Here is a 24,216-nt window from a genome sequence, read left to right as displayed (position 1 = left end):
AGGATGTTGGATGTGTTTTGCTCTTAAATGCAAATGCCGCATCTCAAGAGGTCGTCTGAAAACATCGAGAGCTTTAAAAAGGTGGGGCGGGTTTGGCTTATTAAGTTTTATAGTGGATTAACTTTAAACCGGTACGGCGTTGCCTCGCCTTGCCGTACTATTTGTACTGTCTGCGGCTTCGTCGCCTTGTCGTGATTTAAATTTAATCCACTATATCTTCTACTAAACACCAAGCAAAAAACCAAAAAGCGCGAACCTTGCGATTCGCGCTTTTTCAGACGGCCTCAATTATTTTTTGTCGTCTTTTACTTCTTCAAAGTCGGCATCTACGACGTCGTCGTCTTTCTTGGCGGAAGACGGTTCGGCTTGTGCGCTTTCGCCTGCTTGGGCTTCGGCTTGCGCTTGTGCGTAAACCATTTCGCCCAGTTTTTGGCTGGCTGTGCCTAGTGCTTCGGCTTTGGCATCGATAGCGGCTTTGTCGTCGCCTTTCACGGCTTCTTCGGCTTCTTTCAACGCGGCTTCGATTTTTTCTTTCTCGGCTGCGTCGAGTTTGTCGCCGTAGTCGGCCAAAGATTTTTTCACGGAGTGAATCAGGGCTTCGGCTTGGTTGCGGGAAGCGACCAATTCAGTCAGTTTTTTATCTTCCTCGGCATTGGCTTCGGCATCTTTCACCATGCGTTCGATTTCTTCTTCGCTCAAGCCTGAAGAACCTTGAATGGTGATGTTGGCTGCTTTGCCTGTGCCTTTGTCTTTGGCGGAAACGTGCAGGATGCCGTTGGCGTCGATGTCGAAGGTTACTTCGATTTGCGGCATGCCGCGTGGTGCGGGTGCGATGTCGCCCAAGTTGAACTGACCTAAAGATTTGTTGGCGGAGGCGCGTTCGCGTTCGCCTTGCAGTACATGGATGGTTACTGCGCTTTGGTTGTCTTCAGCGGTAGAGAACACTTGCGACGCTTTGGTCGGGATGGTGGTGTTCTTCTGAATCAGCTTGGTCATCACGCCGCCCATGGTTTCGATACCCAAAGACAGGGGCGTTACGTCCAGCAGCAATACATCGCTGCGGCCGCCGCTCAATACTTCGCCTTGAATCGCTGCGCCTACGGCAACAGCTTCGTCAGGGTTCACGTCTTTGCGCGGTTCTTTGCCGAAGAAGTCTCTAACGGCTTCTTGTACTTTCGGCATACGGGACTGACCGCCGACCAAAATCACGTCGTCGATGTCGCTGGTGCTCAAGCCGGCATCTTTCAATGCAATTTTGCAAGGTTCGATAGAGCGGGCAATCAGGTCTTCAACCAGGCTCTCGAATTTGGCGCGGGTAATTTTCATTGCCAAGTGTTTCGGGCCGGTTGCGTCCATGGTGATGTACGGCAGGTTGATTTCGGTTTGCTGGCTGCTGGACAATTCGATTTTGGCTTTTTCGGCAGTTTCTTTCAGGCGTTGCAATGCCATCACGTCTTGTTTCAAATCAATGCCTTGTTCTTTTTTGAACTCGGCGATGATGTAGTCGATGAGGCGTTGGTCGAAGTCTTCGCCGCCCAAGAAAGTGTCGCCGTTGGTTGCCAATACTTCGAATTGTTTGTCGCCGTCGAGGTTGGCGATTTCGATGATGGAAATATCGAAGGTACCGCCGCCCAAGTCATATACGGCTACTTTGCGGTCTTTGTTGTCGCCTTTGTCCATACCGAATGCCAACGCGGCTGCGGTCGGCTCGTTAATGATGCGTTTTACGTCCAAACCGGCGATGCGGCCTGCGTCTTTGGTGGCTTGACGTTGGCTGTCATTGAAGTAGGCCGGAACGGTAATCACGGCTTCGGTTACTTTTTCGCCCAAGTAAGATTCGGCGGCTTCTTTCATTTTACGCAGGACTTCTGCGGAAACTTGCGGCGGAGACAGCTCTTTGCCTTGCGCTTTTACCCATGCGTCGCCGTTGTTGGCTTTGATGATTTCGAAAGGCATGGATTCGATGTCGCGTTGGACTTCTTTGTCTTCAAATTTATGACCGATCAAACGTTTGACAGCGTAGATGGTGTTTTTAGCGTTGGTTACGGCTTGGCGTTTCGCCGGTGCGCCGACGAGGACTTCGCCGCCGTCCAGATAAGCGACGACAGACGGCGTAGTGCGTGCGCCTTCTGCGTTTTCAATAACTTTGGTTTGACCGTTTTCAGAGATGGATACACAAGAGTTGGTTGTACCTAAGTCGATACCGATTACTTTTGCCATATTGATGTTGCTCCTAAAAAGATTTTTCTAAATTAATAATTGTGTGGAACATTTTGTTCCGTTGACCTGTAAATAAGGTTGCCCGATATTTTTTCAAGGGCTTTGTTAAAATTTTTTTTATATAAAATTCAACAATCTAAACTATTTATCCACAGGTCGGTATTTTATTTTTCAGACGACCTAGTCTTTGTTTTCCGATTGGGCATCATCGGAATGATTTTCCAAAAGCGGGATTGAGGCTTGAGGGACGGAGAAGGGGCGTCTGAAAATTTTATGCTTGATAAACTTCATCAAGCGGTGCCTTCAGGCTTCTTTTTTCGCTACGATAACCATCGCGGGGCGCAGTACGCGGTCAGACAGGGTGTAGCCTTTTTTCATGACGCTGACGATGGTGTTCGGCTCTTGCTCGCTGACGACCGTCTGCATCGCCTGATGTTGGTGCGGGTCGAGTTTGTCGCCGGGCTGCGGGTTGATTTCTTTGATATGCGTGGTGTCGAACGCTTTTTGCAATTCGTTCAGCGTCATCTGCACACCCATTTTCAGCGCGTCGAAATTACCGCTTTGGTCGAGTAGCGCCATTTCGAGATAGTCTTTGACCGGCAGCATTTCGGCGGCGAATTTTTGTCCGGCAAACTTGTGCGTATCGGCGATTTCCTGCTGATGGCGGCGGCGCAGGTTTTGCTCGTTCGCCAGGCCGCGCAGTTCGCTGTCTTTCAACTGTCCTTCCAGCTCGGCGATACGCGCCTGCAATTCTTCGTAAGTCGGCGGTTCGGCAGCTTCGGGTTGTTCGGTATTGGGGGTTTGGGCAGCTTCTGCGTTTGCCGCCTCTTCGGTTTCGTGTTGATATTGTTCGTGATGTTCGCTCATTTCATGTATCCTTTGGAATGGTTTGAATCGAATGCTACTTTATATAAGGTCGTCTGAAAAAACTTCAAGCACACGGAAACCATCATAAGCATATTCCGCAATGCGCTATCGCAAATCGTTGATAAAAGGTAAGATACGCCGACACCATCCTATTTTCAGATGACCCCCGACATGAAAAAAGACCACCTGAACACAACCGATTTCAACCTCTGGCACACCATCCGCGAAGAAACCGCAGCCGCAGCCGCAGCCGAACCGATGTTGGCGAGCTTCCTGCATCAAACCGTGTTGCGCCACGACTCGCTCGATTCCGTCCTTGCCTATCATCTTTCCAGCAAACTCGGCAGCCCGATTATGGACGTGCGCGCCCTGTTTGAAATCTACCAGCAGGCATTGGGCAGCGACGCGCGTATCAGCAACTGCGTCGAAGCCGATTTGAAAGCCATTTACGAACGCGACCCCGCCTGCGACGAATATTCGCTGCCGCTCTTGTATTTCAAAGGTTTCCACGCCATTCAGGCGCACCGCATCAACCACTGGCTCTACCAAAACGGCCGCAAAACGCTGGCGTATTTCCTGCAAAACCGCATGTCGGAAGTGTTCGGCGTCGATATCCACCCCGCCGCCCGTTTCGGTCATGGGCTGATGCTCGACCACGCCACCGGTTTCGTCGCCGGCGAAACCGCTGTGTTGGGCAACAATATTTCCATCCTGCACGGCGTAACGCTCGGCGGCTCGGGCAAGGAAGGCGGCGACCGCCATCCGAAAATCGGCGACGGCGTGATGATCGGCGCGAACGCTTCGATATTGGGCAACATCCGCATCGGCGACAATTCCAAAATCGGCGCAGGCAGCGTGGTCGTTGCGGACGTGCCGTCGTCAATCACCGTCGTCGGCGTGCCTGCCAAACCGGTGGGGCGTTCGGTCAAAACCCCGTCGGCGGACATGGACCAGAGTTTGCAGGGTACGGCGATGGATTTTGTGATTTGAACTGAATCGCCTGATTAAGACCGCAGATATAGTGGATTAACTTTAAACCAGTACGGCGTTGCCTTGCCTTGCCTTAGCTCAAAGAGAACGATTCTCTAAGGTGCTGAAGCACCAAGTAAATCGGTTCCGTACTATCTGTACTGTCTGCGGTTTCGTCGCCTTGTCCTGATTTTTGTTAATCCACTATATAAAAAGGTCGTCTGAAAACCTGATGGATCAGGTTTTCAGACGACCTTTTTGATGTGAAGGGATTATTTGAAGATATAGGAATCGGGCATTTCGTCGAAGCTGACGACGCGGCCGCCTTTTTCTTTGGCAAATTTCTCTGCTTGGGCTTTGTCGGCAAAGGGGAGGGCGTCTTCCGCACCCATGCCGCCGATGAAGCCACTTTCGATGACGTAGTAGGCTTTTTTGCCGTCTATCCATGCGGTGTCGGCATTGGGTTTGCTCCAGTCTTTGACTTTACCCATGTCGGTAACATAGATGACGTGGATGCCTTTAGGCTCTTCGGGTAGCTTGGTGTAGCCGAACATCTGCTTGATGGTGGAGAACCAGACGGGGCGGTCGGGTTTGCCGTTGAGGTAGATTTGGGCTTTGGGGCCGTTGTGTTCGGTCAGGTTCATGCTGCAATAGTGCCCCACGGCGCGGTCGCTGATTTGCTGAGGTTCAGGCGGCGGGGTGTCATCCTCTTTGGGACAGGCACTCAGGAGCAGGGCGGCGAGGAGCGCAGGTAAAATCTTTTTCATATTTGTCGCTTTCCAAAAATTCTTGCTGCCAAGATAAGGGGAATAATAACCCATAATATCTGCGCGGTCAGCAATACGGGCATGGTCAGGCTGATTTGTTCGCTTAAGCCTGCCATGCCTGCGTACATGGCGGTGTTTTCGTAACCGGTCAGGTTGAACAGGCGGTAGATGTCGGTGGGGTTGAAAAGGAGGACGGTTTCGACGACGGGGGCGGTAATTGCTTGTTGTGTATCGGCGACGAGGATGCCCAAAAGCGCCATGTCGAAGATGACGACAAAAAACAGCCAAACGCCGATGGCGATACCGGCGGCGGTGCCGCGTTCTTTCACTTTCGCACTGATGAGATAGCCCATGGACAGGAATGCGGCACCCAAAATGACGCTGGCGGCAATCAGGAGGGCGAAGGGTTTCCACGCGGCGATGTCGAAACTGCCGTTGGCGAGTTGGAGCGTGATGCCTGCAATTCCGTAGCCTGCGGTGGTGGCGAGGGCGAGGATGATGAGGTGGCCGATGAATTTCCCGGCAAGGATTTGGTTGCGAGAAACGGGGTAGCTCAACAGCAGCGCCATGGTGCCGCGTTCGATTTCGCCGATGAGGGAATCGTAGGAGAGGAGCATGGCGATGAGCGGGATCAGGAAGATGGACAGGCTGGAGAGGCTGACGACGGTTACGGTCAGCGGATCGACTTTAACCGAGCCTGTCGGCGAGCTGCCGAGGAAGCCCAATGAGAGGGCGAGGGCGGCGAGCAGGACGGAGGCGGCGAGTACCCAACGGTTGCGCAGGCTGTCGCGGACTTCTTTTCCGGTGATAATCCAAATGGGGTTCATACGTCCTCCCTTTTTAAGAATTGTGCGTACATGTCGTCGAGTGTGGGTGTGTGGATGTCGAGGTAGGCGAGGTCGGACAGGTTGCCCAATTCGCTGAGTAATGCCATGCGTTCTTCAGCCTGACATTGCGCCCGATAGCTGAGGTCGTCTGAAAGCGGCTGCCAGCGTTCGCTTAAGGGACGCGGGGCTTTGAGGCGGATGTTGACGGTGAGGGGGAGTCCGCTTTGGACGTGCAACTCGTCCATGCTGCCGTCGGCGACTTTGACGCCGTTTTTCATGACGACGATGCGGTCGGCGTGGCCGTCGAGTTCGGCGAGGGCGTGGGTGCTGAGAAGGACGGTGGCGCCGCGTCCGTTGAGTTCGCGCACGACTTCGTAAAACATTTGGCGCGAGGCGGGGTCGAGGCCTGTGGTGGGTTCGTCAAACAGCAATACTTTGGGTTCTCCGAGCAAGGCTTGGGCGAGGGCGAGGCGTTGGCGCATACCTTTGGAGTAGGTGCCGACGCGGCGGCGGGCGGCTTGGGAAATGCCGACGCGTTCGAGGAGTTCGTGGTTTTTGGTGAGCGGCTGTTTTTTGAGTTTGGCGTAGAAATTGAGGGTTTCGATGCCGCTAAGGGAAGGGTGCAGGGCGACGGTTTCGGGCAGATAGCCGATTTGGCTGCGCAACTGCGCGCCCGCTTTACTTCCGGTGCGCTCGCCCAGCAGCATGACTTCGCCTTCGGTGGGGGTAATCAGCCCGAGTATCAATTTGATGAGCGTGGACTTGCCTGCGCCGTTGTGTCCGGCAAGACCGACACTTTCGCCCGCCTTCAAGACTAAATCGACTTGGTTGACGGCTTTTTGTGCGCCGAAGCGTTTGGTTACGTTTCTCAATTCGACATGGTGTGCGCTCATGAGTGCTTCCTTGTGTGGATGGGTTTCAGACGACGTTGAGGGTCGTCTGAAAAGGGCGTTCTTTGTATGGGGTCGTCTGAAAAAGGGAGAAGGGTTTCAGACGACGTTTGTTATGGGGCGGCGTTTTCGACTGTTGCCTGCGTTGCGGGTTACACCGTATTTGCGGCGGATGCCCGTCAGTACGGTAATGAGGGGCAAAACCTTGCTGCGGCGGGGTTTCAACGTCGTCTGAAAACTTTTCAGACGACCTTGCGGGGCGTGTTTGCCGGTTCCGCTTAGTTCAATGAGCCGTTTTCGGCATCGCTCCATTCGGACTGATGGGTTTTGGCTTCTTGCAACAGTTGTTCTTTCATGGCTTCGTATTTGGTGGTGGTTTTGTTGCTGCCTGCCTTCATCAGCGGTTTGCTGTCGATCACGCCGCCGGGGAGGATGGCGGGGAACTGCGATTGCGCCCATTTGACGATGCTGATGGCGGGGCTGTTCATCAGGAGGCGGGAAACAGGCGCGCGCCAGATGATTTGGTCGATGATGCCGTTGGGGCGGTACGCGCTGTCGCCGAAGCCGTCGCCGTCGAGGTCGAATGCGCTGTTGTCGCTCCAGTAGTTGCCGCGTCCGCCTTCGCCCCAGTCAAGAAAACGTGTGCTGACGTATTTGACTTGGCTTTCGTTGTTGATGAAGGCGTTGTCGGAAAGGGAAGTACCTTCGATGGCGGCGGTGAAGTGAATGCCGATTTCGCAGTTTTCAAAATGGTTGGCGACGATTTTGTTGTAGTTGGCGTTGTAGGCAAAAACGCATTTGCCGGCTTTGTTGATGATGTTGTCGTTGATTTCGGAATAGTTGACGTAGTTGAGCATGATGCCTTGGTCGCGGCTGCCGACGGCGATGTTGCCGTGTACTTTGAGGCGGTCGGAGAACATCAAAACGTAACCCATGTTGTTGCCGACGGAAATGTTGTCGCTGACTTCGCTGTCGTTGGTGTACATGTAGTGGACAGCGAAACGTAGGTCGCTGAAGCGGTTGTTTTTGTAGGTGTTGTTTTTGCTGGTGTTGGAGAAAATGCCGTCGCGGCCTTTGGAAATGTCGTTGCCGATAACTTGAGCGCCGGGGGCGTTCCAGACGGTGACGGCGTTGCCGCGTTCGTTGACGCGCAGGGTGGAGTCGCCAACGATTTTGTTCTCGCGCACCATGGAATCGGCAGAACCGTGGATATACACGCCGACGGAGTTGTCGAGGATGTTGTTGTGTTCGATTAAGGCACGGGGGGCAGTTTCTTCGAGGTAGATGCCGGCGTCCATGGCGGGCAGGCTCATGCCGGAACGGGTGACGGTGAGGTTGCGCAGGGTAACGTCGGGGGCGATGACGGCAATGGTGCGGCCGGTGCGGTCGCCTTCGATTTTGGCGGAGCGGTCGGCAGGACCTTCGATGGTGATGGGTTTGTCGATAAGCAGTTTGGTTTTGTAAGTGCCGGAGGCGAGCTTGAGCGTATCGCCTGCCTGCGCGCGCGCGATGACTTCGGGGAGGTTGTCGGTCGGGGAAACGTCGATGGTGGCTGCAAAGGTCGTCTGAATCATGCCGCCGAACATAAATGCCAGGACAGCGCGTCGCCATGTTTTGAATTGGGGTGTGTGCATGGAGTTCCTCTGATTCGTGCGGTGTGCGTCGGCACGGTAATGCCTGCCTGTGAGGGCCGTGTTTTTGTTTTATAGCGGAACAGTCTGTTGCGTCCAAACGGTTCTGCTATAAAAGGTCGTCTGAAAACGAGGGCAGCGGGTTTCGCTAAGACCTGAAAGTTTTTTCAGACGACCTTTCCGTTAAGTCAGTGATAAACCGTCAAACCCGATTATCGGGGTTTAACGATCATTTGACCGGACATTTCCATGTGCAGGGCGTGGCAGAACCATTGGCAGTAGTACCAGTGTACGCCCGGACGGACGGCTTTGAAGGTTACCGATTGGGTAGCTTGCGGGCCGATTTCCATAGCGATGCCGTAGCCTTCCAAAGTGAAGCCGTGGGTCAAGTCTTCGATGGTTTCGACGTTGGTCACATATACGGTTACTTCGTCGCCTTGGTTGACTTCGAATTGCGGGATGCTGTACGCAGGCGCAACGGCAGTCATGTATACGCGGACTTTGTTGCCCTCGCGGATGACTTTGGCGGCTTTTTCCAGCTCGACACCGTCTTTTTTCGCCTGTTCCACAGCGTCTTGCCAGAACCATGGGTCTTTGCGGTCCCAGGTTTTTTTCGGGTTGACTTTGGAAGCGGCAACCAGACACAGGTCATGCGGTTCGGCAAAGGTCGGGTTGTCGTGTACCAGGCGCATTTCGTCGCCGGAAATGTCGATCAACTGGTCGCATTCCGGTTTCAGCGGGCCGGCGTTGAGGAAGCGGTCTTTGGAGAATTTGTTCAAAGATACCAGCCATTTGCCGTCGGCTTCCTTGGTTTCGCCCATGGTCGTATGGTTGTGGCCGGGTTGGTAGTGGACGTCGAGTTTCTGTTTGATCGGATCCACTTTTTCGCCTTTGTAGGCTTTGATGGCGTCGTCGATGTTCCATTTGACCATTTGGCTGTCGATAAACAGCGTAGTGTAGGCGTTGCCACGGCCGTCAAACGCGGTGTGTAAAGGACCGAGACCCAGTTGGGGTTCGGCGACAACCACGTCGCGCTCTTTGATTTTGCCGGCGAACAAATCGTCCAGTTTGCTGACGTCCAATACGGTAACAGTCGGAGACAGTTTGCCGTTGAGCATGATGTATTTGCCGTCAGGGGAAGCGTTACAGCCGTGCGGAGAGTTCGGCACGGGGATGTAGCGGGTGTAAGGGGAATTGGCTTCTGCGCGGCCGTCCAGCATTTTCACGCCGTTGACTTCTTTGAAGTCGCCTTTTTTGATGCCTTCTTCGATGGCGGCAAGATTGAAGACCACGCACCAGTCTTGCTCGTTGGAAGAAGCACCTTGTACGGTCAGGGCGCGTTCGGAGTTGTAGCAGGTGGAGAAGGAGTATTTGCCTTGGTAGTCGGCATCGCCGTTGTCCAAGTTGCCGTCCACCAATACTTGCCATGCGATGTCCATGGTTTCACCGTCAATGGCGGTATAAACGGCATTCCAAGTTTTGGCGTCGTTCCAAGTACCCACGCCGCTTACCGGTACGATGTGTTCGCCGTTGGCAAAGACGTAGCCGGTTTTCGGATAACGTTGCGGACGCAGACCGTGTACACCGGAAACGTTAGGGATTTCGGTGATTTTGTCGGTTTTCATGAAGTCTAGGCGGACGCGGCAAACGCGGTTGTTTGCTTTGTCGTTGGCATACGCGTAGCGACCGTCGTAAGTTTGGTCGGTAAACGACAAGTGAGGGTGGTGCAAGTCGCCGTTAGGGTAGCAGCGCAGGCCGCTGTCTTTCAGGAACTGGTTGGTTTCCGGCGTATTTTTTTCATTCAAAATACGCAGGCTCTCGTTGGTACGGCCCCAACCGGTCGCGCTGTCCATGTTGAACACGGGGATACGCATCAGTTCGCGCATGGAAGGTACGCCGATCAAGCGCATTTCGCCCGATTGGCCGCCAGAGAGGAAGCCGTAGTATTGGTCGAGTTCGCCCGGACCGACTTCGGAAGTCTGTTTACCCGGTTCGGCAGAGGCATGAGACTCGGTTTTGGCGGCAGGTGCAGCACCTGAAGCAGCGGATTTATCGCCACCCTCTTTGGAACAGCCCGCCAAACCCAACAGACCGGCGCCGGCAATACCTGCGCCTGAAACGGCGGCAGTACCTAAGAATGAACGACGGCTTAAGCCGTTTTGTTCTAATTTTTCGTCTGACATACAACACTCCTTGGATAAAATTCGGCAGCCGGCGTTTTCAGACGACCTGCCGATTGAAAAAACGTATTTATGTTTATAAGTGTGGGTACGGTTGACCCAGTATTTCTTTAGGGTTTCAGATTATTCGCCGGCTTTAGGGGCGGTTTCTTTTTTCACAAACTGCACAACCTGCTCCTCAGGCTGCTGTTTTGCAGATGCGGTTTCGGGGTCGGCTTTTGCCGCCGCCTGTTTTTGTTTTTTCTTGTTGGTTGCCACAACTTGCGGACAACGTGTGTCATGGTGATACATGACTTGGCAGTGCAGGCACTGGATACATTCGTTCGGATGGATGTCGCCTTCCGGTGCAATCGCCTGAACGGGGCATTCGTGCGTACAGATTTGGCAAGGGTTACCGCACATTTTGTAGCGGCGAAGCCAGTCGAATACGCGGAATCGGCCGGGTAGGGCGATGCCCGCGCCCAATGGGCACAGATAGCGGCAGAAGAAGCGCTCGATGAACAGGCCGGCAACCAAAAGGGTAACGGCAAACGCGACAAACCACCATTCGCGGACGAATTTCAAAATAATCGCCGTTTTAAAGGGTTCTACCTCTGCGAATTTTTCCGCCGTGCCCAAATCGTACAGGGAAATTGCCAACAGTGCGAAGAAAATGACGTATTTAATCGCAGTCAGGCGCGTGTGCAGCAGGTGCGGCACGGTAATCTGTTTCACGCCCAATTTTTTGGCGATACGGTTGGTCAACTCTTGCAGTGAACCGAAGGGGCAGAGCCAGCCGCAGAATGTACCGCGGTTCCACAGCAGCATGGTTGCGGCGGTAAACAGCCACAAAATGAACACAATCGGATCCATCAGGAAGAAGTCCCAACGGAATTCGGTCAGGATGGCGGAGAACAGCGTCAGCGTATTGACGACCGACAGTTGCGCCTGAGCGTACCAGCCGATATAGAACAGGGTAAATGTCAGGAATACCAGGCGGAAGCGGTCGTACCATTTCTCATAGCGGACAATCCAGTCCTGGAACAGGAAGACCAAAAGCAGGATGGTCAAGGCGATGCCGACTACGGCGATTTGTCCCTGTTTCGCTTTCCACACCTGTTTCCAGAGTTGGTTGGATGCACCATCGTTTGAAGAGGCTTCAGAGGCTTCTTCGGCTATGCCTTTGGTGTCTGAGGCTTGGTCGGCGGTAGGAGCGGCTGCCGGTTCGACTGGTGCACTGATTTCGACGGGAGGTGCTTTCGGGTCATCGACATAGTAACCTTGAGGCAGTTCGTAATCCAAATCGGCGGTTACGAACGCTTTGTCGTTTACGCTCAATACGCGTTGAACCATCAACTGCAAACGCCAAGGTTCGGCAGCATCGAATTCCACACCTTCGGGAATCGTAAACCAAGATACTTCTTTAAAGTGGGGCGCGCCTTCGGCTGCCAAATCAACCAAGCGTTCGTGTTGCGCGTCGGTGAAGCGGAAGCTGTTTTCGCCTTGAATCATCTCGATACGGTCGAAAATGCCACCGCGGACATAACCCGAACCTTTCCAAGAATAACGGCCTTCACCGGCAACCAAGACAGCTTGTTGACCCGGTTGCAGACGGTTTTGCAGGTTTTTCCAACCTTCCTCGCCCAACAGGCTTTTGCCGATGGAAGGCTGGCTGACTACGGCAGTGTACAAATCGATAAAGGTATCGTCGCCTGCACCTTGTTCGGCGTGTTCGGCAACACCTGCTTTGCCGCCTTTTTCAAACAGCTTGTTGATTTCGTCAACTGTAATGTGCAGATGACCGATGGCTTTTTGTTCCAGCAGCGCATTCCAAGATTGAATGTCCTGTTTGTCAGGATTGACAGCGCGGCGAGGTCGGGTTTGAGCCGCAGGGGCAGCAGCCTGTTGTGTATCCGCAGCATTGGCGGAGGTCGTCTGAACGGCTTTGTCAGTACCCAAACCATATTTGCCGGCAACAACTTTGAACGAACGCTGGATACTGTCGTTAATCACCATCAGCGTAACAGTCGCGCCGCTGATGATGTCCCCGGGGGCGACACCTGGAGTAGGTGGGTTTTTAATAAAATTCAAACCGATATATTTATTGATGAATTTATCCACACGCGATTGCGGAATACCAATAAGCATAATCGGCTCATGGTGATCGACCAGCTTCGCACCGGCAATCGTTCCGTCGTTGGCCAAAGCCATCATCGTATCAATCGGTTTGCTCGAATAGCCGCGCGTATTGACCACGTCCGTCGTGATATACACCAAACCCAACTGCTCGTTGCCCTTATAAACACGGGCAACCATAGGCTTGCCTTCAGGCTTGCCATAACGGTCTGCACCCGGAAAAATTTCCGAAGGCTGGACTTTTGACAGGAAGTCAGGCAAACGCTCGGCGTAAGCGGGCAGTGTCGAAAACAATAGGACAAATACGGCAAACATCGCCAGCATCGTATTCAAGATGCCTGATGTGTGTTTCATTTTTAGGCAGGACATGGCTGTTCCCGATTATTCGATACTCTAAACATTAACATTATATGAATCCATTATTTGCAATAATTTGACCTATGTCAAATTTACAAATCTTAAAACCTGGTTTTAACGGTAAGTAATACTTTGTGATTATATGGGGATGGCTCTATTTTTGTTGCTAATGGAATAGAAAACCGGGTAATTAAATAATTTTGGGTTTTGTGGTGTATTAATATGTTTTCGATATAGGGCAATCGCAATCTGTACATAGCGCAGGTAATGCGGTGCTGATTTGTTTAATATAGTGGATTAAATTTAAATCAGGACAAGGCGACGAAGCCGCAGACAGTACAAATAGTACGGCAAGGCGAGGCAACGCCGTACTGGTTTAAAGTTAATCCACTATATCTTCAAGTTGCAGTTTATTGAGTAATCTTTAAATTCGTTCGATAGCAGTAAAAAAGGTCGTCTGAAAACCAAATTTGATTTTCAGACGACCTTGGATTCGGATTTCAAGTGCAACACTAGGGTACCAGTGGTTGGAACAGATTCAAGAATAAAACACTTGGTGTTTCGTAGCCAAGTGTTTTTCTTGGCCGGTGGTTCAACTCATCTTGAACCCTGCGTATCTCCCGATCACTGATGTTTCGGAAATCGGTTTGTTTGGGGAAATATTGTCGGATGAGTCCGTTGGTGTTCTCATTCAGCCCTTTCTCCCAAGAATGGTAGGGGCGGCAAAAATAGGTTTTCGCTGCTAATGCTTTGGCTATTTTGGTGTGTTGGTAGAACTCTTTGCCGTTATCCATGGTGATGGTGTGGACTCTGGCTTTATGTGCCCTTAATACCCTAATGGCTGCCTGGGCAGTGTCTTCGGCCTTTAAGTTATCCAATTTGCAGATGATGGTGTAGCGGGTAACGCGTTCGACCAAGGTCAATAATGCGCTTTTCTGATCTTTGCCGACGATGGTGTCGGCCTCCCAATCGCCGATGCGGGCTTTTTGGTCGACGATAGCGGGTCGGTTTTCTATGCCGACGCGGTTGGGCACTTTGCCTCCGGTCCATGTGCTGCCGTAGCGTTTGCGGTAGGGTTTGCTGCATATTCTGAGGTGTTGCCACAAAGTGCCGCCGTTGCTTTTGTCTTGGCGGAGGTAGCGGTAAACGGTGCTGTGGTGGAGTGTGATTTGGTGGTGTTTGCGCAGGTAGGCGCATACTTGTTCGGGACTGAGTTTGCGGCGGATAAGGGGGTCGATGTGTTGAATCAGCTGCGAATCGAGCTTATAGGGCTTTCGCTTACGCTGTTTGATAGTCCGGCTTTGCCGCTGGGCTTTATCGGCGCTGTATTGCTGCCCTTGGGTGCGGTGCCGTCTGATTTCGCGGCTGATGGTGCTTTTGTGGCGGTTAAGCTGTTTGGCGATTTCGGCGATGGTGCAGTGGCGTGACAGGTATTGGATGTGGTATCGCTCGTCTTGGGTCAGTTGTGTGTAGCTCATGGCAATCTTTCTTGCAGGAAAGGCCGTATGCTACCGCATACTGACCTTTTTCTGTTATGGAAAGTTGCACTTCAAATGCGAATCCGCCGACCTTTAGTTTTCCAACGCATCAAACGGCTATTTGCCTGCTTTCAACGATTGCCACAGGCGGACGCTCAGGCGGCTCGCATCTGTTGATTTGGGCGATACGATGAAACTTTTATCCATCAATTCCTTGGTTGGGAAAATAGACACATCGCCGGTATATTTCTCGTCCATCAATGCGCGGGCAGGGCGGCTGGCGGGGGCGTAGGTAACGAAATTGCCGTTTTGCGCCGCGACTTCGGGAGCGAGCGTGTGGTTGATGTATTTGTGCGCATTGGCGGTATTTTGGGCATCGCGCGGAATCATCAGGGAATCCACCCAGATGCCGACGCCGCTTTTGGGTGCTAACACTTCGATTTCGACGCCGTTCTTCGCTTCTTGCGCGCGTGTTTTGGCGATGTTCAAATCGCCGCCGTAACCGACTGAAACGCAAAGGTTGCCCGCCGCCATATCGTCAATATAGCCTGACGAAGTGAAGCGTTTGATGTCGGGACGCACTTTTTTCATCATGTTGACGGCGGCTTTGATGTCGTCGGGGTTTTCGGTATTCGGGTCTTTGCCTAAATAATGCAGCGCGAGAGGGATTTGTTCGATGGCGCTGTCAAAATAGCTGATGCCGCAGGATTTCAGCTTTTTGGTGTATTCGGGATTGAACACCAAATCCCATTCGTTTTCGGGCAGCTGCTCCGTCCCCAAGGCTTTTTGAACCAGTTTTTTATTGATAGCGAGCGTATTGATGCCCCAAAAATATGGGACAGCGTATTGGTTGCCCGGATCGACTTTTGCCATCATGGCAAGCAGGTCGGCATCAATGTTAGCGTAGTTCGGGATTTGGCTTTTGTCTATTTTTTGATACGCTCCGGCTTTGATTTGGCGTCCGACGTTGGCAATGGACGGGGCAACGAGATCGTAACCGGATTTGCCGGTCAAAAGTTTGGCTTCCAGGGCTTCGTTGCTGTCGTAGTAGTCGTAGCGGACGTTGATATGCGTATTTTTTTCGAACGCTTCAAGCGTGGCGGGATCGACGTAGTCCGACCAGTTGTAGATATTGAGTTTGTCAGACGAAGTATGCGAAGAGTGGGCGGAAGATTCTGCGGCGGTTTGTTGTCCGCCGCTACATGCAGTCAAGACGAGGCCGATGAGTGCCGCCGCCATTGAAGTTTTTTTCATGGATACAGTCCTTTTGCGAAAGAGGAAAACATTGCAGCGGTGGCAGCGGGTAATATAGTGGATTAACTTTAAATCAGGACAAGGCGACGAAGCCGCAGACAGTACAGATAGTACGGCAAGGCGAGGCAACGCCGTACTGGTTTAAAGTTAATCCACTATACAAACTGACCACATGCAAAAGGTTAACTGTGGGGGCGGCCGGCATATGCCTCAGGCCCTTGATTCAGCAGGTTCGCATTAAACGGCAAAATCCCTGTCGGCGCAATAGTTTAGACAGGAAAATTTCTTCGTTTTTTCATTGCTTTCCGCTATGGTTTTCTTCATAAACAAAAAAATATTCAGACGACCCGAAAAGGTCGTCTGAAAAAAGTTGCAATTGCCTTATTTTCAATCTTGAGGCAAGGGAAAAATAGGGATTGTGCCAACAAAATTGCAGAAAGGATGAATATTAAAGATTCCAACGATATCGTGTTGTTGAAATGCAAATTATATTTGAAATAAATAATAATTTTTATCAAGATAAAAAGAGTTGTCTAATAATCCATAAATCATTATGATTGAGTTTGGTATTTTTACTCAATTTTAAAATTCGAGGAGGACTCATGAAGAAAATATTGATTACTTTAACCGCAGCAGCCCTACCTTTTGCAGCATCCGCCGAAGTTGTCCTGTACGGACAAGTTAAAAGCACCATCACCTCCGGACAGGTGAAAATCAAAGGTAGCGAAGGTACGGAAAAAAGCGCGACCGCGACCCGTATCAATGACAATACCTCGCGTATCGGCTTCAAAGGCAATGAAAAACTTTCAGACGACCTCAAAGCCATCTGGCAAATTGAACAGCGCACTTCCATTTTGGGCGAATCCAACAGCCAACGTTTCGGCAACCGCAATTCCTTCATCGGTTTGGAAGGCAACTTCGGTAAAGTTCGCGCCGGTAACATCGACAACATGCTCAACGAAATGGATACCATTGATCCATGGATGTATAAAACCGACGCCATGGGTTTGGGTATCAACACCCGCACCGGCGTACGTACGACCTCTTTGCGTTATGACAGCCCTTCGTTCGGCGGATTCAAGTTCAATGCCTCCTACGCTCCGCGCGACAACCGCAATCCGGACGACAGACACGTACACGAAAAACCGAGCAAAGAGCAATATACTGCCGGTTTGATCTACGAAAACAACGGTTTCGCCACCAAACTGGGCTACGGTCATTATAAAGGCGCGTACACCAACAAAGACGGCAAAGCCAAAGCTGCCCAAATCGCTAAGATTGAAAGCTACTACGACAAAGACAACCTGTTTGTCGGCGTAGGTGCGCAATATGCCAAAGGCCATGAAAGCGCGAACAAATATTTGGCGCACTTTACCGATGATTTCAATACCTACAAAGGTGTTGACATCACTAAAGATTCAGGCAAAGAAGAAGCTGTTAAGGTTGTAGATGCAGCCGTTACCGTGGGCTATACCTTCGGTAACTTGACCCCGCAACTCAGCTATGCTCACGGTTGGGCGGCAAAAGGCGTGAACAGCGGCGAGAAACTGGTTGATAAATTCGACCAAGTTGTGGTTGGTGCTAAATACAAATTCAGCAAACGCACTTCCATGCTTGCTCATGCCGGCTATATGAAACTGGGCAGCAAAACCCGCCTGACTCCTGATTACACAGGCTCTGTTGAGCAAAAAGCCGTTTCTTTCGGCTTGGCACATAAATTCTGATTAAGTAGGACAAATAGTCAGAAAATATAAAAGGTCGTCTGAAAACTCAGTTTGGGTTTTCAGACGACCTTTTTAGTTTGGTCTTTGGTTTCCCTACATTCCGTTTCCCGATAAAATACACGCTTTCGATTTTGACTCTATCTGCCATGCCGACCGACCTTCAAGCCATCAACCGCCTGCTGCCGCAAACTCAGTGCCGAGAATGCGGCTATCAAGGCTGCCTGCCTTATGCACAAGCTTTGTTGCACGAGGATGCGCCTGTTAATCTGTGCGCGCCCGGTGGAGAAGCGGTGATGGTAGACATTGCCGCCTTATTGGGTAAGCCGTGTGTCGCGCCGGTCAAAACTCAGCCCAAAGCCATCGCCCTGATAGACGAGGCCGCCTGTATCGGCTGTACCGCCTGCATCCGCGCTTGCCCTGTCGATGCGATTATTGGCGCAAGCAAGTTCATGCACACCGTTATCAGCGACGAATGCACAGGCTGCGGACTCTGCCTTCCGCCTTGTCCGGTGGATTGTATCGACATGATACCTTCCGAACACGACTACCTCCCCGCCGCGCGCAGCCTGAGCCACTCTTCCGAAGCGCGTTTCGCCGCCGCCGAACACGCGCAAAGCCGCTTTGATTGGCACACCGAGCGCAAAGCGCGTGATGAGGCAGAACGCAAAGCCATGCTTGCCGAGCGCGAAGCCGCCGTTAAAGCCAAGCAGGCGCAAATTCAAGCCGAAACCAAAGCTGCTGCCAAACCTGCCTTCAATCCCATGGATTTGATTGCCAAAGCCATGGCGAAAGCCCAATCCCAACAAGACAAACTGGTTGCTTCCGACAACCGCGAAGCATTCAAAAACCGACAAATCGAAGAAGCCAAAGAGCGCGCCGAATTGCGCCGTGCCCAACGCGATGTCAAATATGGCAACGAAGAAGAAAAAGCCGCCGCGCTTGCCTATCTGCGCCGTTATAAAGCGGAGCAGGAAGCAGCCAAAGAAATACGATGATTTTGGTGGAGAGACTTTAAAGGTCGTCTGAAATAGGTTTTCAGACGACCTTTAAGCTAAATCGAATATGGGATTGATGATATGTTGGGGATAGTGCAAACAGTGTCTTTACTTTGAAATCCCCGATTGTCAGATACGCTTCCTAAACTTATCATTTCTCGCACACAAAACCTGATTTACGCCAAAGTCTCGGGTTGTCGTGTATGAAAACAGGCTGCACAAAACTGTTTTGTATGGTAAAGTTTGCTTTTAATAACTCGGCGGTTTAAAGCCGTCATTCAGGGGCTGTTTGAATTTAAAATCAGATTTATTGGAAACGCTGCATCATTTGCGCGGCGTATTTCGAGAAGCGGGCTGTGTGTCCGTCTGGTTTTAAATTCAAGCAGCCCTTTGCGTTTGCAAAAACAGATAGAAGGTAGATTCCCATGCAATCTTGGCAGCTTCCCGAACATGTTGCCGATGTGTTGCCGACCAACGCCCGACAGTTGGAAAGCGCGCGAGAGCAGTTGTTGACTTTGTTCCGAGTGCACGGTTACGAGCTGGTACAGCCTCCGCTGATGGAATACAGCCATTCCCTGCTGACGCACATTGACGCGGGTTTGTCTTTGAAAACCATTTTGGTGGTCGATCAGCTGAGCGGTCGGCAGTTGGGCATCCGCGCCGATATTACGCCTCAAGTGGCGCGTATCGATGCGCATCTTTTGTCTGCCAATCAAGGGATTAACCGATTGTGTTACGCAGGCCCTGTGTTGCACGCACGGCCGGAGGGTTTGCTCAATATGCGCGAACCTTTGCAAGCAGGGGCGGAGATGTATGGTTTCGCCGACATCAGAGCGGATATCGAACTGATTGACTTGATGCTCAAGAGCATGAAGATTGCCGATATGGGCGAGGTTTTGCTGTCGCTGGGTCATATCGGCGTATTCCGCGCTTTGTCCGATGCGGCGCATTTAAATGCGGAGCAGTCCAAAACGCTGCTTGCTTTGATGCAGGATAAAGATACCGAGGCGGTCGAAGCGCAGGTCAAGGCTTGGAAGCTGGACGGTATGTGGGCAAAAGCATTCTCGCTGCTGCCGCGTCTGTATGGCGGACGGGAAGTGTTGTCCGCCGCACGCGAACGATTGCCGGATTTGTCTGTGGTCGGCAGCGCCTTGGACGAATTGCAGGCAGTGTGCGACGCATTCCCGAATCAGAAAGTCCATATCGATTTGTCCGAACTGCGCGTCGACAATTACCACACAGGCTTGCTGTATGCGGCATACGGCTCCAATTCCCATGACGCGGTCGCTCGGGGCGGGCGTTATGACGGATTGGGCGAATATTTCGGCCGCGCACGTCCTGCGACGGGATTCAGTTTCGACTTGCGCAGCTTTATCGGACGTTTGCCCGCCATTGAGCGGCAGCCCGTCGTGTTGGTCGATGCGGACGATGCCGAAGCGGCACGCGAAGCAGTCGAAGCCTTGCGTGAACAAGGGCAGTGTGTCGTGATTGATTACGGTATCGGACACAACGCTTCGGAAGAGATTACAGGTCGTCTGAAAAAGTCGGACGGCGTTTGGCAGGTTGAGAAACTTTAAATACCCATTCATAGCGGATTAAAGGCAAATCAGGGTAGGGCGAAAAGCCGTCTTGGTTTGAAGTTGATTCACAATAATTTTTTAATATTAATAGGTTATATGGCTATGGCTAAAAATGTTGTAGTAATCGGCGCCCAGTGGGGCGATGAAGGCAAAGGTAAAATCGTTGACTGGCTGGCGGAAGAAACCAGCGGTGTTGTGCGTTTCCAAGGTGGACACAATGCTGGACACACTTTGGTCGTCGGCGGCAAGAAAACCATTTTGCGCCTGATTCCGAGCGGCATCCTGCATGAAAACCTGGATTGCTTTATCGGCTCCGGCGTTGTAGTTTCCCCTGAAGCATTGTTGGGCGAAATTGACGAATTGAACGCAGCAGGCGTGAAAAACGTTGAAGGTCGTCTGAAAATCGCGCCGACCTGCCCGCTGATCCTGCCTTACCACATCGCGCTTGACCAAGCCCGCGAAGCATCGCGCGGCAAAGGCAAAATCGGCACGACCGGTCGCGGCATCGGTCCAGCCTACGAAGACAAAGTGGCACGCCGCGCCATCCGCGTCGTCGATTTGCTGCATCCTGAAAAACTGCGTGAAAAACTGGATGCCGTCCTTGCCTATTACAATGTTCAACTGCAACATCTGCACAATGCCGAGCCAGTGAAAGCGGAAGACGTGATGGCGGTTATCGAAAAAGTCGCTCCGCTCATTACGCCGATGATTACCGACGTATCCCGCGTGTTGAACGAGAAAAACAAAAACGGCGAAAAACTGCTGTTTGAAGGCGCACAAGGCACGCTGTTGGACATCGACTACGGCACTTACCCCTTCGTTACCTCTTCCAACTGCTTGGCAGGAGCCGCTTCTGCAGGCGCGGGCGTAGGTCCGCAAATGCTGGATTATGTTTTGGGTATCGTCAAAGCCTATACCACGCGCGTCGGCTCAGGTCCGTTCCCGACTGAATTGTTTGACGAAGTAGGTGCAGGTTTGGCAGAACGCGGACACGAATTCGGCTCCGTAACCGGCCGCGCACGCCGTTGCGGTTGGTTTGATGCCGCCGCGTTGAAACGCTCCATCCAAGTCAACGGTATTTCCGGTATGTGTATCACCAAACTGGACGTGATGGACGGCATTGAAACCATCAATATCTGCGTCGGCTACGAATTGCCCGACGGCAGTAAAACCGACATCCTGCCTTGCGGTTCCGATGCGGTAGAAACTTGCCAACCGATTTACGAAACTATGCCCGGCTGGAGCGAATCCACTTTCGGCGTGAAAAGCTACGACGCATTGCCTGCCAATGCCAAAGCATATTTGAAACGCATTGAAGAAGTCTGCGGCGCACCGGTAGCCATCGTCTCCACCGGTCCAGACCGCGAAGAAACCATCGTTTTGCATCATCCGTTCGCATAAGGGTTTGATTGTAAAAGGTCGTCTGAAAACTTGGGTTTTCAGACGACCTTTTTGTATAGGTCTGACGTCAATCGGCAGTCATGAAAAGAGGTTTCTTTTGCCAATCATTTTCCTATATTTATGATTTCCTTAGTAATAAGCAGTATTGTTGATTTCGTAACGTTGATGGATTTCAGCATCTGGCAATACAAATTTTTGTCCATCTTTTTGAAGATATGCTTCGGTCAATTCAAAATGATCATCAAATTTCAATTTCAACGTGGCAAACTCATTTATTGAAGGTGTACTGATATTATGCGCTCGAGTCCTTCCGGGGAATGCCTGTTGAAATATTTTGTATAACCCGTTTAGTCGGGCATCATCGTATATGATTTTATAATCATTCTGTTCTTGTTCTTCAGTCTTAAATGGATGCAATCTGATACCCCACCGGTTACCCGTTTCTTTGTCTATTAACCATATCTTGATGTAAGTTGGCATCGCCTTCATTGTATTCTTCTCTTCTTCGATTCTCTCCTTACCTATGGCTGTCCAGCGTTCTGTATTGGCGAATTCCATATAATATTCGCCATTCCATTCTCCCCCATCCACTTCAACTTCCAAATTCCATGGATATTTCGTTTGCATCTGTTTGTACCACTCCGCACTGACCTTTTTGGGCCCATCAATATAAGAGTGGTAGAAATTGGGGTATTCTTTACGGACTCTGTCTAAATATTCTTTCCGTTCTTCAAGATTGTGAAAACGTGCGACTCTGTAATACCATATTTCATTGAAATGATGTTTGGCAGCCTCTTCCACAGAAGGCATGATTTCTTTTGCCTGCCAGGACATCAATTCCTTGCGAATAAATACATTGGCAAGGTTCAGCGTCACCCAGCCGTCAGGAGCAACAGCCAATTCAAAATCATTGGGAGATTCATATTGCGGAGTTTCTGTGTCCTCTACTGCATTATTGAATACCCTGTAACTTTTTGCCATCATAGGACGTATCTTGTCGGTTGGAATGGCTTCATCCAACTGATAAAATTTATTTTCAAACTGAGAGGAATAGGTAAAAGTCAGCCTTTCGGGAAGTAAATCAAACTCTGCCGTTCTTCCCAAATACCCTCCTCTTCCCCATATAGAACCCGTACCAAAGAAATTTCGCAATACTGTTCCGTTCTGCAAATAAAAATCAGAACTGTACTTATTTGATACATCTATTGCTTCTGCATCCAATGTTAAATATGAGGAATTTTCTGGTGTGGCGTTAACCAATATTGCATCTGCCATCGTAATTCCCCAAACCATGCCTTTTACTTGCTCAGAATTGCTGTTGCCTTCAATCATTCTGTTTAAGCCTGTATTTGCCAATGCAATACTGAGATAGCCTGCTGCTACTATTCCTAAAAGGATATTTGTTTTCTTGTGTTTCATTCAGACGACCTGTTGACTAATCTATTGATTCCAATATAGATAAGAGTTAATGATTTCCATCCAATATCTGTAAATTACCCAGCCATTGAGCAAAATAAAAATAACTGCGCAATATTTCCAATGACGGTTTTGATACATTCTGATGATGCAGTAGGCATTGATAATTAGAAAAAACGCATATTTGCCAATTTCTTCCCAAAATACCTGAAGCGCTAACACCCAATATCCCATATCTCCACCCGTTTAAATTTTTTCAAGGTTTTCATTATCAAATTTAAAAATTATCTCCATGTTGCTGTTAGCAGTGATTGAACCCTATGAGTGAGGTCGTCTGAAAACGATATTTCAGTTTTTCAGACGACTTTTTTCTATCATTAGACCTGATTGACAGCGTTTGTATGAAAAATAGATGCATTATACATTATTAAACGAAAGGCGATTTTGTTCATATCAATACAAGCATCTTATCCAATCGCCTGAAAAACTTTTCAGACGACCTGTAAACCTATATGATTGCACGGCGATACAAACAAAGGAGCAAATTCAATGTCAACAAACGAATACACGCAAATCGGCTGGATAGGTTTAGGTCAAATGGGCAATCCGATGGTAACGCGGCTTTTGAACGCCGGTATTGAAGTCGGTGTTTACAACCGCTCGCCCGATAAAACCGCCGACCTTGCCAATAAAGGCGCGAAAGTGTACGCAAGCACCATCGATCTTGTCCGCGCTTATCCCGTTATTTTTCTGATGGTTTCCGACTTCGCGGCTGTGCGCGATATTTTGAGTGAAGAGGTTCGCGAGGAGCTTGCGGGCAAAATCATTGTCAACATGAGCACTATTGCTCCTTCTGAAAATCTTGCCGTTAAAGAATTGGTCGAAGCTGCGGGCGGTCAGTTTGCAGAAGCGCCTGTTTCCGGTTCGGTCGGTCCTGCTACCAACGGTACGTTGCTGATTTTGTTTGGTGGAGAAGAAAGTGTTTTAACGCCTCTGCAAAAAGTGTTTTCCATTGTCGGCAAACAAACTTTCCATTTCGGCGGGGTAGGGAAAGGTTCGGGTGCAAAACTCGTGCTCAACTCCCTGCTGGGTATTTTCGGCGAAGCATACAGCGAGGCTATGCTGATGGCCCAACAGTTTGGTGTCGATACGGGTACCATTATCGAAGCCATCGGCAATTCCGCAATGGATTCGCCTATGTTCCAAACCAAAAAATCGCTGTGGGCAAACCGTGAATTCCCACCTGCCTTCGCACTCAAACACGCTTCCAAAGACCTTAATCTGGCGGTCAAAGAGCTGGAGCAAGTCGGTAAGTCGCTGCCTGCCGTTGAAACGGTTGCTGAAAATTACCGCCAAGCGGTAACGGCAGGTTACGGAGAGCAAGACGTTGCCGGAGTTTATTTGAAATTGGAAGAACGTTAGAAATAGCGTTGTCTCAGAATATGGGTTCAAGGTCGTCTGAAAACCGTATAGAAGTTTTCAGACGACCTTGTTATCGCAGGCAACCCCCAATAAATACTGCTTCAATCGGCTTCTCAACTTCAT

General features: G+C 50.7%; 18 protein-coding genes. 6 read left to right on the top strand and 12 right to left on the bottom strand.

The features are described 5' to 3' along the window. Positions 1–288 precede the first annotated feature (288 nt). Positions 289–2,220: a molecular chaperone DnaK gene (gene dnaK / locus AAG834_RS03775; protein ID WP_342031302.1), complete on the bottom strand. Its 1,932-nt coding sequence runs from the start codon at positions 2,218–2,220 to the stop codon at positions 289–291. Positions 2,221–2,523: 303 nt separating this feature from the next. Further along, a complete protein-coding gene (gene grpE / locus AAG834_RS03770; RefSeq protein WP_342031301.1) occupies positions 2,524–3,087 on the bottom strand; it encodes a nucleotide exchange factor GrpE in 564 nt (187 codons plus the stop codon). 171 nt (positions 3,088–3,258) lie between these two features. Here grpE and cysE point away from each other — a divergent pair, with 171 nt between their 5' ends. After that, positions 3,259–4,077, top strand: a complete 819-nt coding sequence (gene cysE, locus AAG834_RS03765; protein ID WP_003759048.1) for a serine O-acetyltransferase — start codon at positions 3,259–3,261, stop codon at positions 4,075–4,077. A 251-nt stretch (positions 4,078–4,328) separates the two neighbouring features. On the opposite strand, the gene AAG834_RS03760 is transcribed toward cysE, so the two are convergent. The 9 genes from AAG834_RS03760 to AAG834_RS03715 form a co-directional block, all read right to left on the bottom strand. Beyond that, positions 4,329–4,823, bottom strand: coding sequence for a nitrous oxide reductase accessory protein NosL (locus tag AAG834_RS03760; protein ID WP_003759050.1), 495 nt, complete (start codon positions 4,821–4,823; stop codon positions 4,329–4,331). Continuing rightward, positions 4,820–5,650: an ABC transporter permease gene (locus AAG834_RS03755; RefSeq protein WP_342031300.1), complete on the bottom strand. Its 831-nt coding sequence runs from the start codon at positions 5,648–5,650 to the stop codon at positions 4,820–4,822. The genes AAG834_RS03760 and AAG834_RS03755 overlap by 4 nt, the downstream gene beginning before the upstream one ends. Beyond that, positions 5,647–6,543 (bottom strand): ABC transporter ATP-binding protein, encoded by an 897-nt coding sequence (locus AAG834_RS03750; RefSeq protein WP_070511763.1) that lies wholly within the window; start codon positions 6,541–6,543, stop codon positions 5,647–5,649. Before AAG834_RS03750 ends, AAG834_RS03755 begins: the two co-directional genes overlap by 4 nt. Positions 6,544–6,639: 96 nt before the next feature. Then, positions 6,640–6,852 (bottom strand): hypothetical protein, encoded by a 213-nt coding sequence (locus AAG834_RS03745; protein WP_342031299.1) that lies wholly within the window; start codon positions 6,850–6,852, stop codon positions 6,640–6,642. Beyond that, positions 6,819–8,174, bottom strand: coding sequence for a nitrous oxide reductase family maturation protein NosD (locus AAG834_RS03740; protein ID WP_070859418.1), 1,356 nt, complete (start codon positions 8,172–8,174; stop codon positions 6,819–6,821). Before AAG834_RS03740 ends, AAG834_RS03745 begins: the two co-directional genes overlap by 34 nt. Positions 8,175–8,383: 209 nt before the next feature. Further along, on the bottom strand, positions 8,384–10,354 hold the full coding sequence (nosZ, locus tag AAG834_RS03735) for a TAT-dependent nitrous-oxide reductase (protein ID WP_070511758.1): 1,971 nt from the start codon (positions 10,352–10,354) through the stop codon (positions 8,384–8,386). 120 nt (positions 10,355–10,474) lie between these two features. Then, positions 10,475–12,835 carry a 4Fe-4S binding protein gene (locus AAG834_RS03730; RefSeq protein WP_446740441.1) on the bottom strand — a complete coding sequence of 787 codons (2,361 nt, stop codon included), beginning with the start codon at positions 12,833–12,835 and terminating at the stop codon, positions 10,475–10,477. Between the two features lie 500 nt (positions 12,836–13,335). Further along, positions 13,336–14,301: an IS30 family transposase gene (locus AAG834_RS03720; RefSeq protein ID WP_342031298.1), complete on the bottom strand. Its 966-nt coding sequence runs from the start codon at positions 14,299–14,301 to the stop codon at positions 13,336–13,338. A gap of 117 nt (positions 14,302–14,418) precedes the next feature. Then, positions 14,419–15,555, bottom strand: a complete 1,137-nt coding sequence (locus tag AAG834_RS03715) for a polyamine ABC transporter substrate-binding protein (RefSeq protein WP_342031297.1) — start codon at positions 15,553–15,555, stop codon at positions 14,419–14,421. Between the two features lie 602 nt (positions 15,556–16,157). Here AAG834_RS03715 and AAG834_RS03705 point away from each other — a divergent pair. The 4 genes from AAG834_RS03705 to AAG834_RS03690 all read left to right on the top strand — a co-directional run bounded on the left by AAG834_RS03705 (position 16,158) and on the right by AAG834_RS03690 (position 21,255). Beyond that, positions 16,158–17,279, top strand: coding sequence for a porin (locus AAG834_RS03705; RefSeq protein WP_342031296.1), 1,122 nt, complete (start codon positions 16,158–16,160; stop codon positions 17,277–17,279). 146 nt (positions 17,280–17,425) lie between these two features. Next, positions 17,426–18,274, top strand: a complete 849-nt coding sequence (locus tag AAG834_RS03700; RefSeq protein ID WP_342031295.1) for an RnfABCDGE type electron transport complex subunit B — start codon at positions 17,426–17,428, stop codon at positions 18,272–18,274. 425 nt (positions 18,275–18,699) lie between these two features. After that, a complete protein-coding gene (locus AAG834_RS03695; RefSeq protein WP_342031294.1) occupies positions 18,700–19,851 on the top strand; it encodes an ATP phosphoribosyltransferase regulatory subunit in 1,152 nt (383 codons plus the stop codon). A 105-nt stretch (positions 19,852–19,956) separates the two neighbouring features. Further along, positions 19,957–21,255, top strand: a complete 1,299-nt coding sequence (locus AAG834_RS03690; RefSeq protein ID WP_342031293.1) for an adenylosuccinate synthase — start codon at positions 19,957–19,959, stop codon at positions 21,253–21,255. A gap of 129 nt (positions 21,256–21,384) precedes the next feature. Here AAG834_RS03690 and AAG834_RS03685 read toward each other — a convergent pair whose 3' ends face one another. Next, complete coding sequence (locus AAG834_RS03685; protein WP_342031292.1) at positions 21,385–22,674, bottom strand: DUF2931 family protein; 1,290 nt, start codon at positions 22,672–22,674, stop codon at positions 21,385–21,387. Between the two features lie 546 nt (positions 22,675–23,220). Between AAG834_RS03685 and AAG834_RS03680 the strand changes: the two genes are divergently transcribed. Further along, on the top strand, positions 23,221–24,093 hold the full coding sequence (locus AAG834_RS03680; RefSeq protein WP_342031291.1) for an NAD(P)-dependent oxidoreductase: 873 nt from the start codon (positions 23,221–23,223) through the stop codon (positions 24,091–24,093). Positions 24,094–24,216: the final 123 nt, after the last annotated feature.

The organism is Neisseria sp. Marseille-Q2251 (assembly GCF_940793045.1).
Classification (GTDB): domain Bacteria; phylum Pseudomonadota; class Gammaproteobacteria; order Burkholderiales; family Neisseriaceae; genus Neisseria.
Note: the sequence above shows the minus strand (reverse complement) of the source record. Positions and strands in the feature narration are given on the sequence as shown.

Excerpts from the sequence above, each read along its gene's own strand:
- AAG834_RS03730 (WP_446740441.1), bottom strand. The coding sequence starts at position 12,835 with ATGTCCTGCCTAAAAATGAAACACACATCAGGCATCTTGAATACGATG.
- AAG834_RS03685 (WP_342031292.1), bottom strand. The coding sequence starts at position 22,674 with ATGAAACACAAGAAAACAAATATCCTTTTAGGAATAGTAGCAGCAGGC.
- dnaK (WP_342031302.1), bottom strand. The coding sequence starts at position 2,220 with ATGGCAAAAGTAATCGGTATCGACTTAGGTACAACCAACTCTTGTGTA.
- AAG834_RS03680 (WP_342031291.1), top strand. The coding sequence starts at position 23,221 with ATGTCAACAAACGAATACACGCAAATCGGCTGGATAGGTTTAGGTCAA.
- AAG834_RS03755 (WP_342031300.1), bottom strand. The coding sequence starts at position 5,650 with ATGAACCCCATTTGGATTATCACCGGAAAAGAAGTCCGCGACAGCCTG.
- AAG834_RS03690 (WP_342031293.1), top strand. The coding sequence starts at position 19,957 with ATGGCTAAAAATGTTGTAGTAATCGGCGCCCAGTGGGGCGATGAAGGC.
- AAG834_RS03715 (WP_342031297.1), bottom strand. The coding sequence starts at position 15,555 with ATGAAAAAAACTTCAATGGCGGCGGCACTCATCGGCCTCGTCTTGACT.
- AAG834_RS03750 (WP_070511763.1), bottom strand. The coding sequence starts at position 6,543 with ATGAGCGCACACCATGTCGAATTGAGAAACGTAACCAAACGCTTCGGC.
- AAG834_RS03760 (WP_003759050.1), bottom strand. The coding sequence starts at position 4,823 with ATGAAAAAGATTTTACCTGCGCTCCTCGCCGCCCTGCTCCTGAGTGCC.
- AAG834_RS03705 (WP_342031296.1), top strand. The coding sequence starts at position 16,158 with ATGAAGAAAATATTGATTACTTTAACCGCAGCAGCCCTACCTTTTGCA.
- AAG834_RS03745 (WP_342031299.1), bottom strand. The coding sequence starts at position 6,852 with ATGGAGCGATGCCGAAAACGGCTCATTGAACTAAGCGGAACCGGCAAA.
- cysE (WP_003759048.1), top strand. The coding sequence starts at position 3,259 with ATGAAAAAAGACCACCTGAACACAACCGATTTCAACCTCTGGCACACC.
- grpE (WP_342031301.1), bottom strand. The coding sequence starts at position 3,087 with ATGAGCGAACATCACGAACAATATCAACACGAAACCGAAGAGGCGGCA.
- AAG834_RS03740 (WP_070859418.1), bottom strand. The coding sequence starts at position 8,174 with ATGCACACACCCCAATTCAAAACATGGCGACGCGCTGTCCTGGCATTT.
- AAG834_RS03720 (WP_342031298.1), bottom strand. The coding sequence starts at position 14,301 with ATGAGCTACACACAACTGACCCAAGACGAGCGATACCACATCCAATAC.
- AAG834_RS03695 (WP_342031294.1), top strand. The coding sequence starts at position 18,700 with ATGCAATCTTGGCAGCTTCCCGAACATGTTGCCGATGTGTTGCCGACC.
- nosZ (WP_070511758.1), bottom strand. The coding sequence starts at position 10,354 with ATGTCAGACGAAAAATTAGAACAAAACGGCTTAAGCCGTCGTTCATTC.
- AAG834_RS03700 (WP_342031295.1), top strand. The coding sequence starts at position 17,426 with ATGCCGACCGACCTTCAAGCCATCAACCGCCTGCTGCCGCAAACTCAG.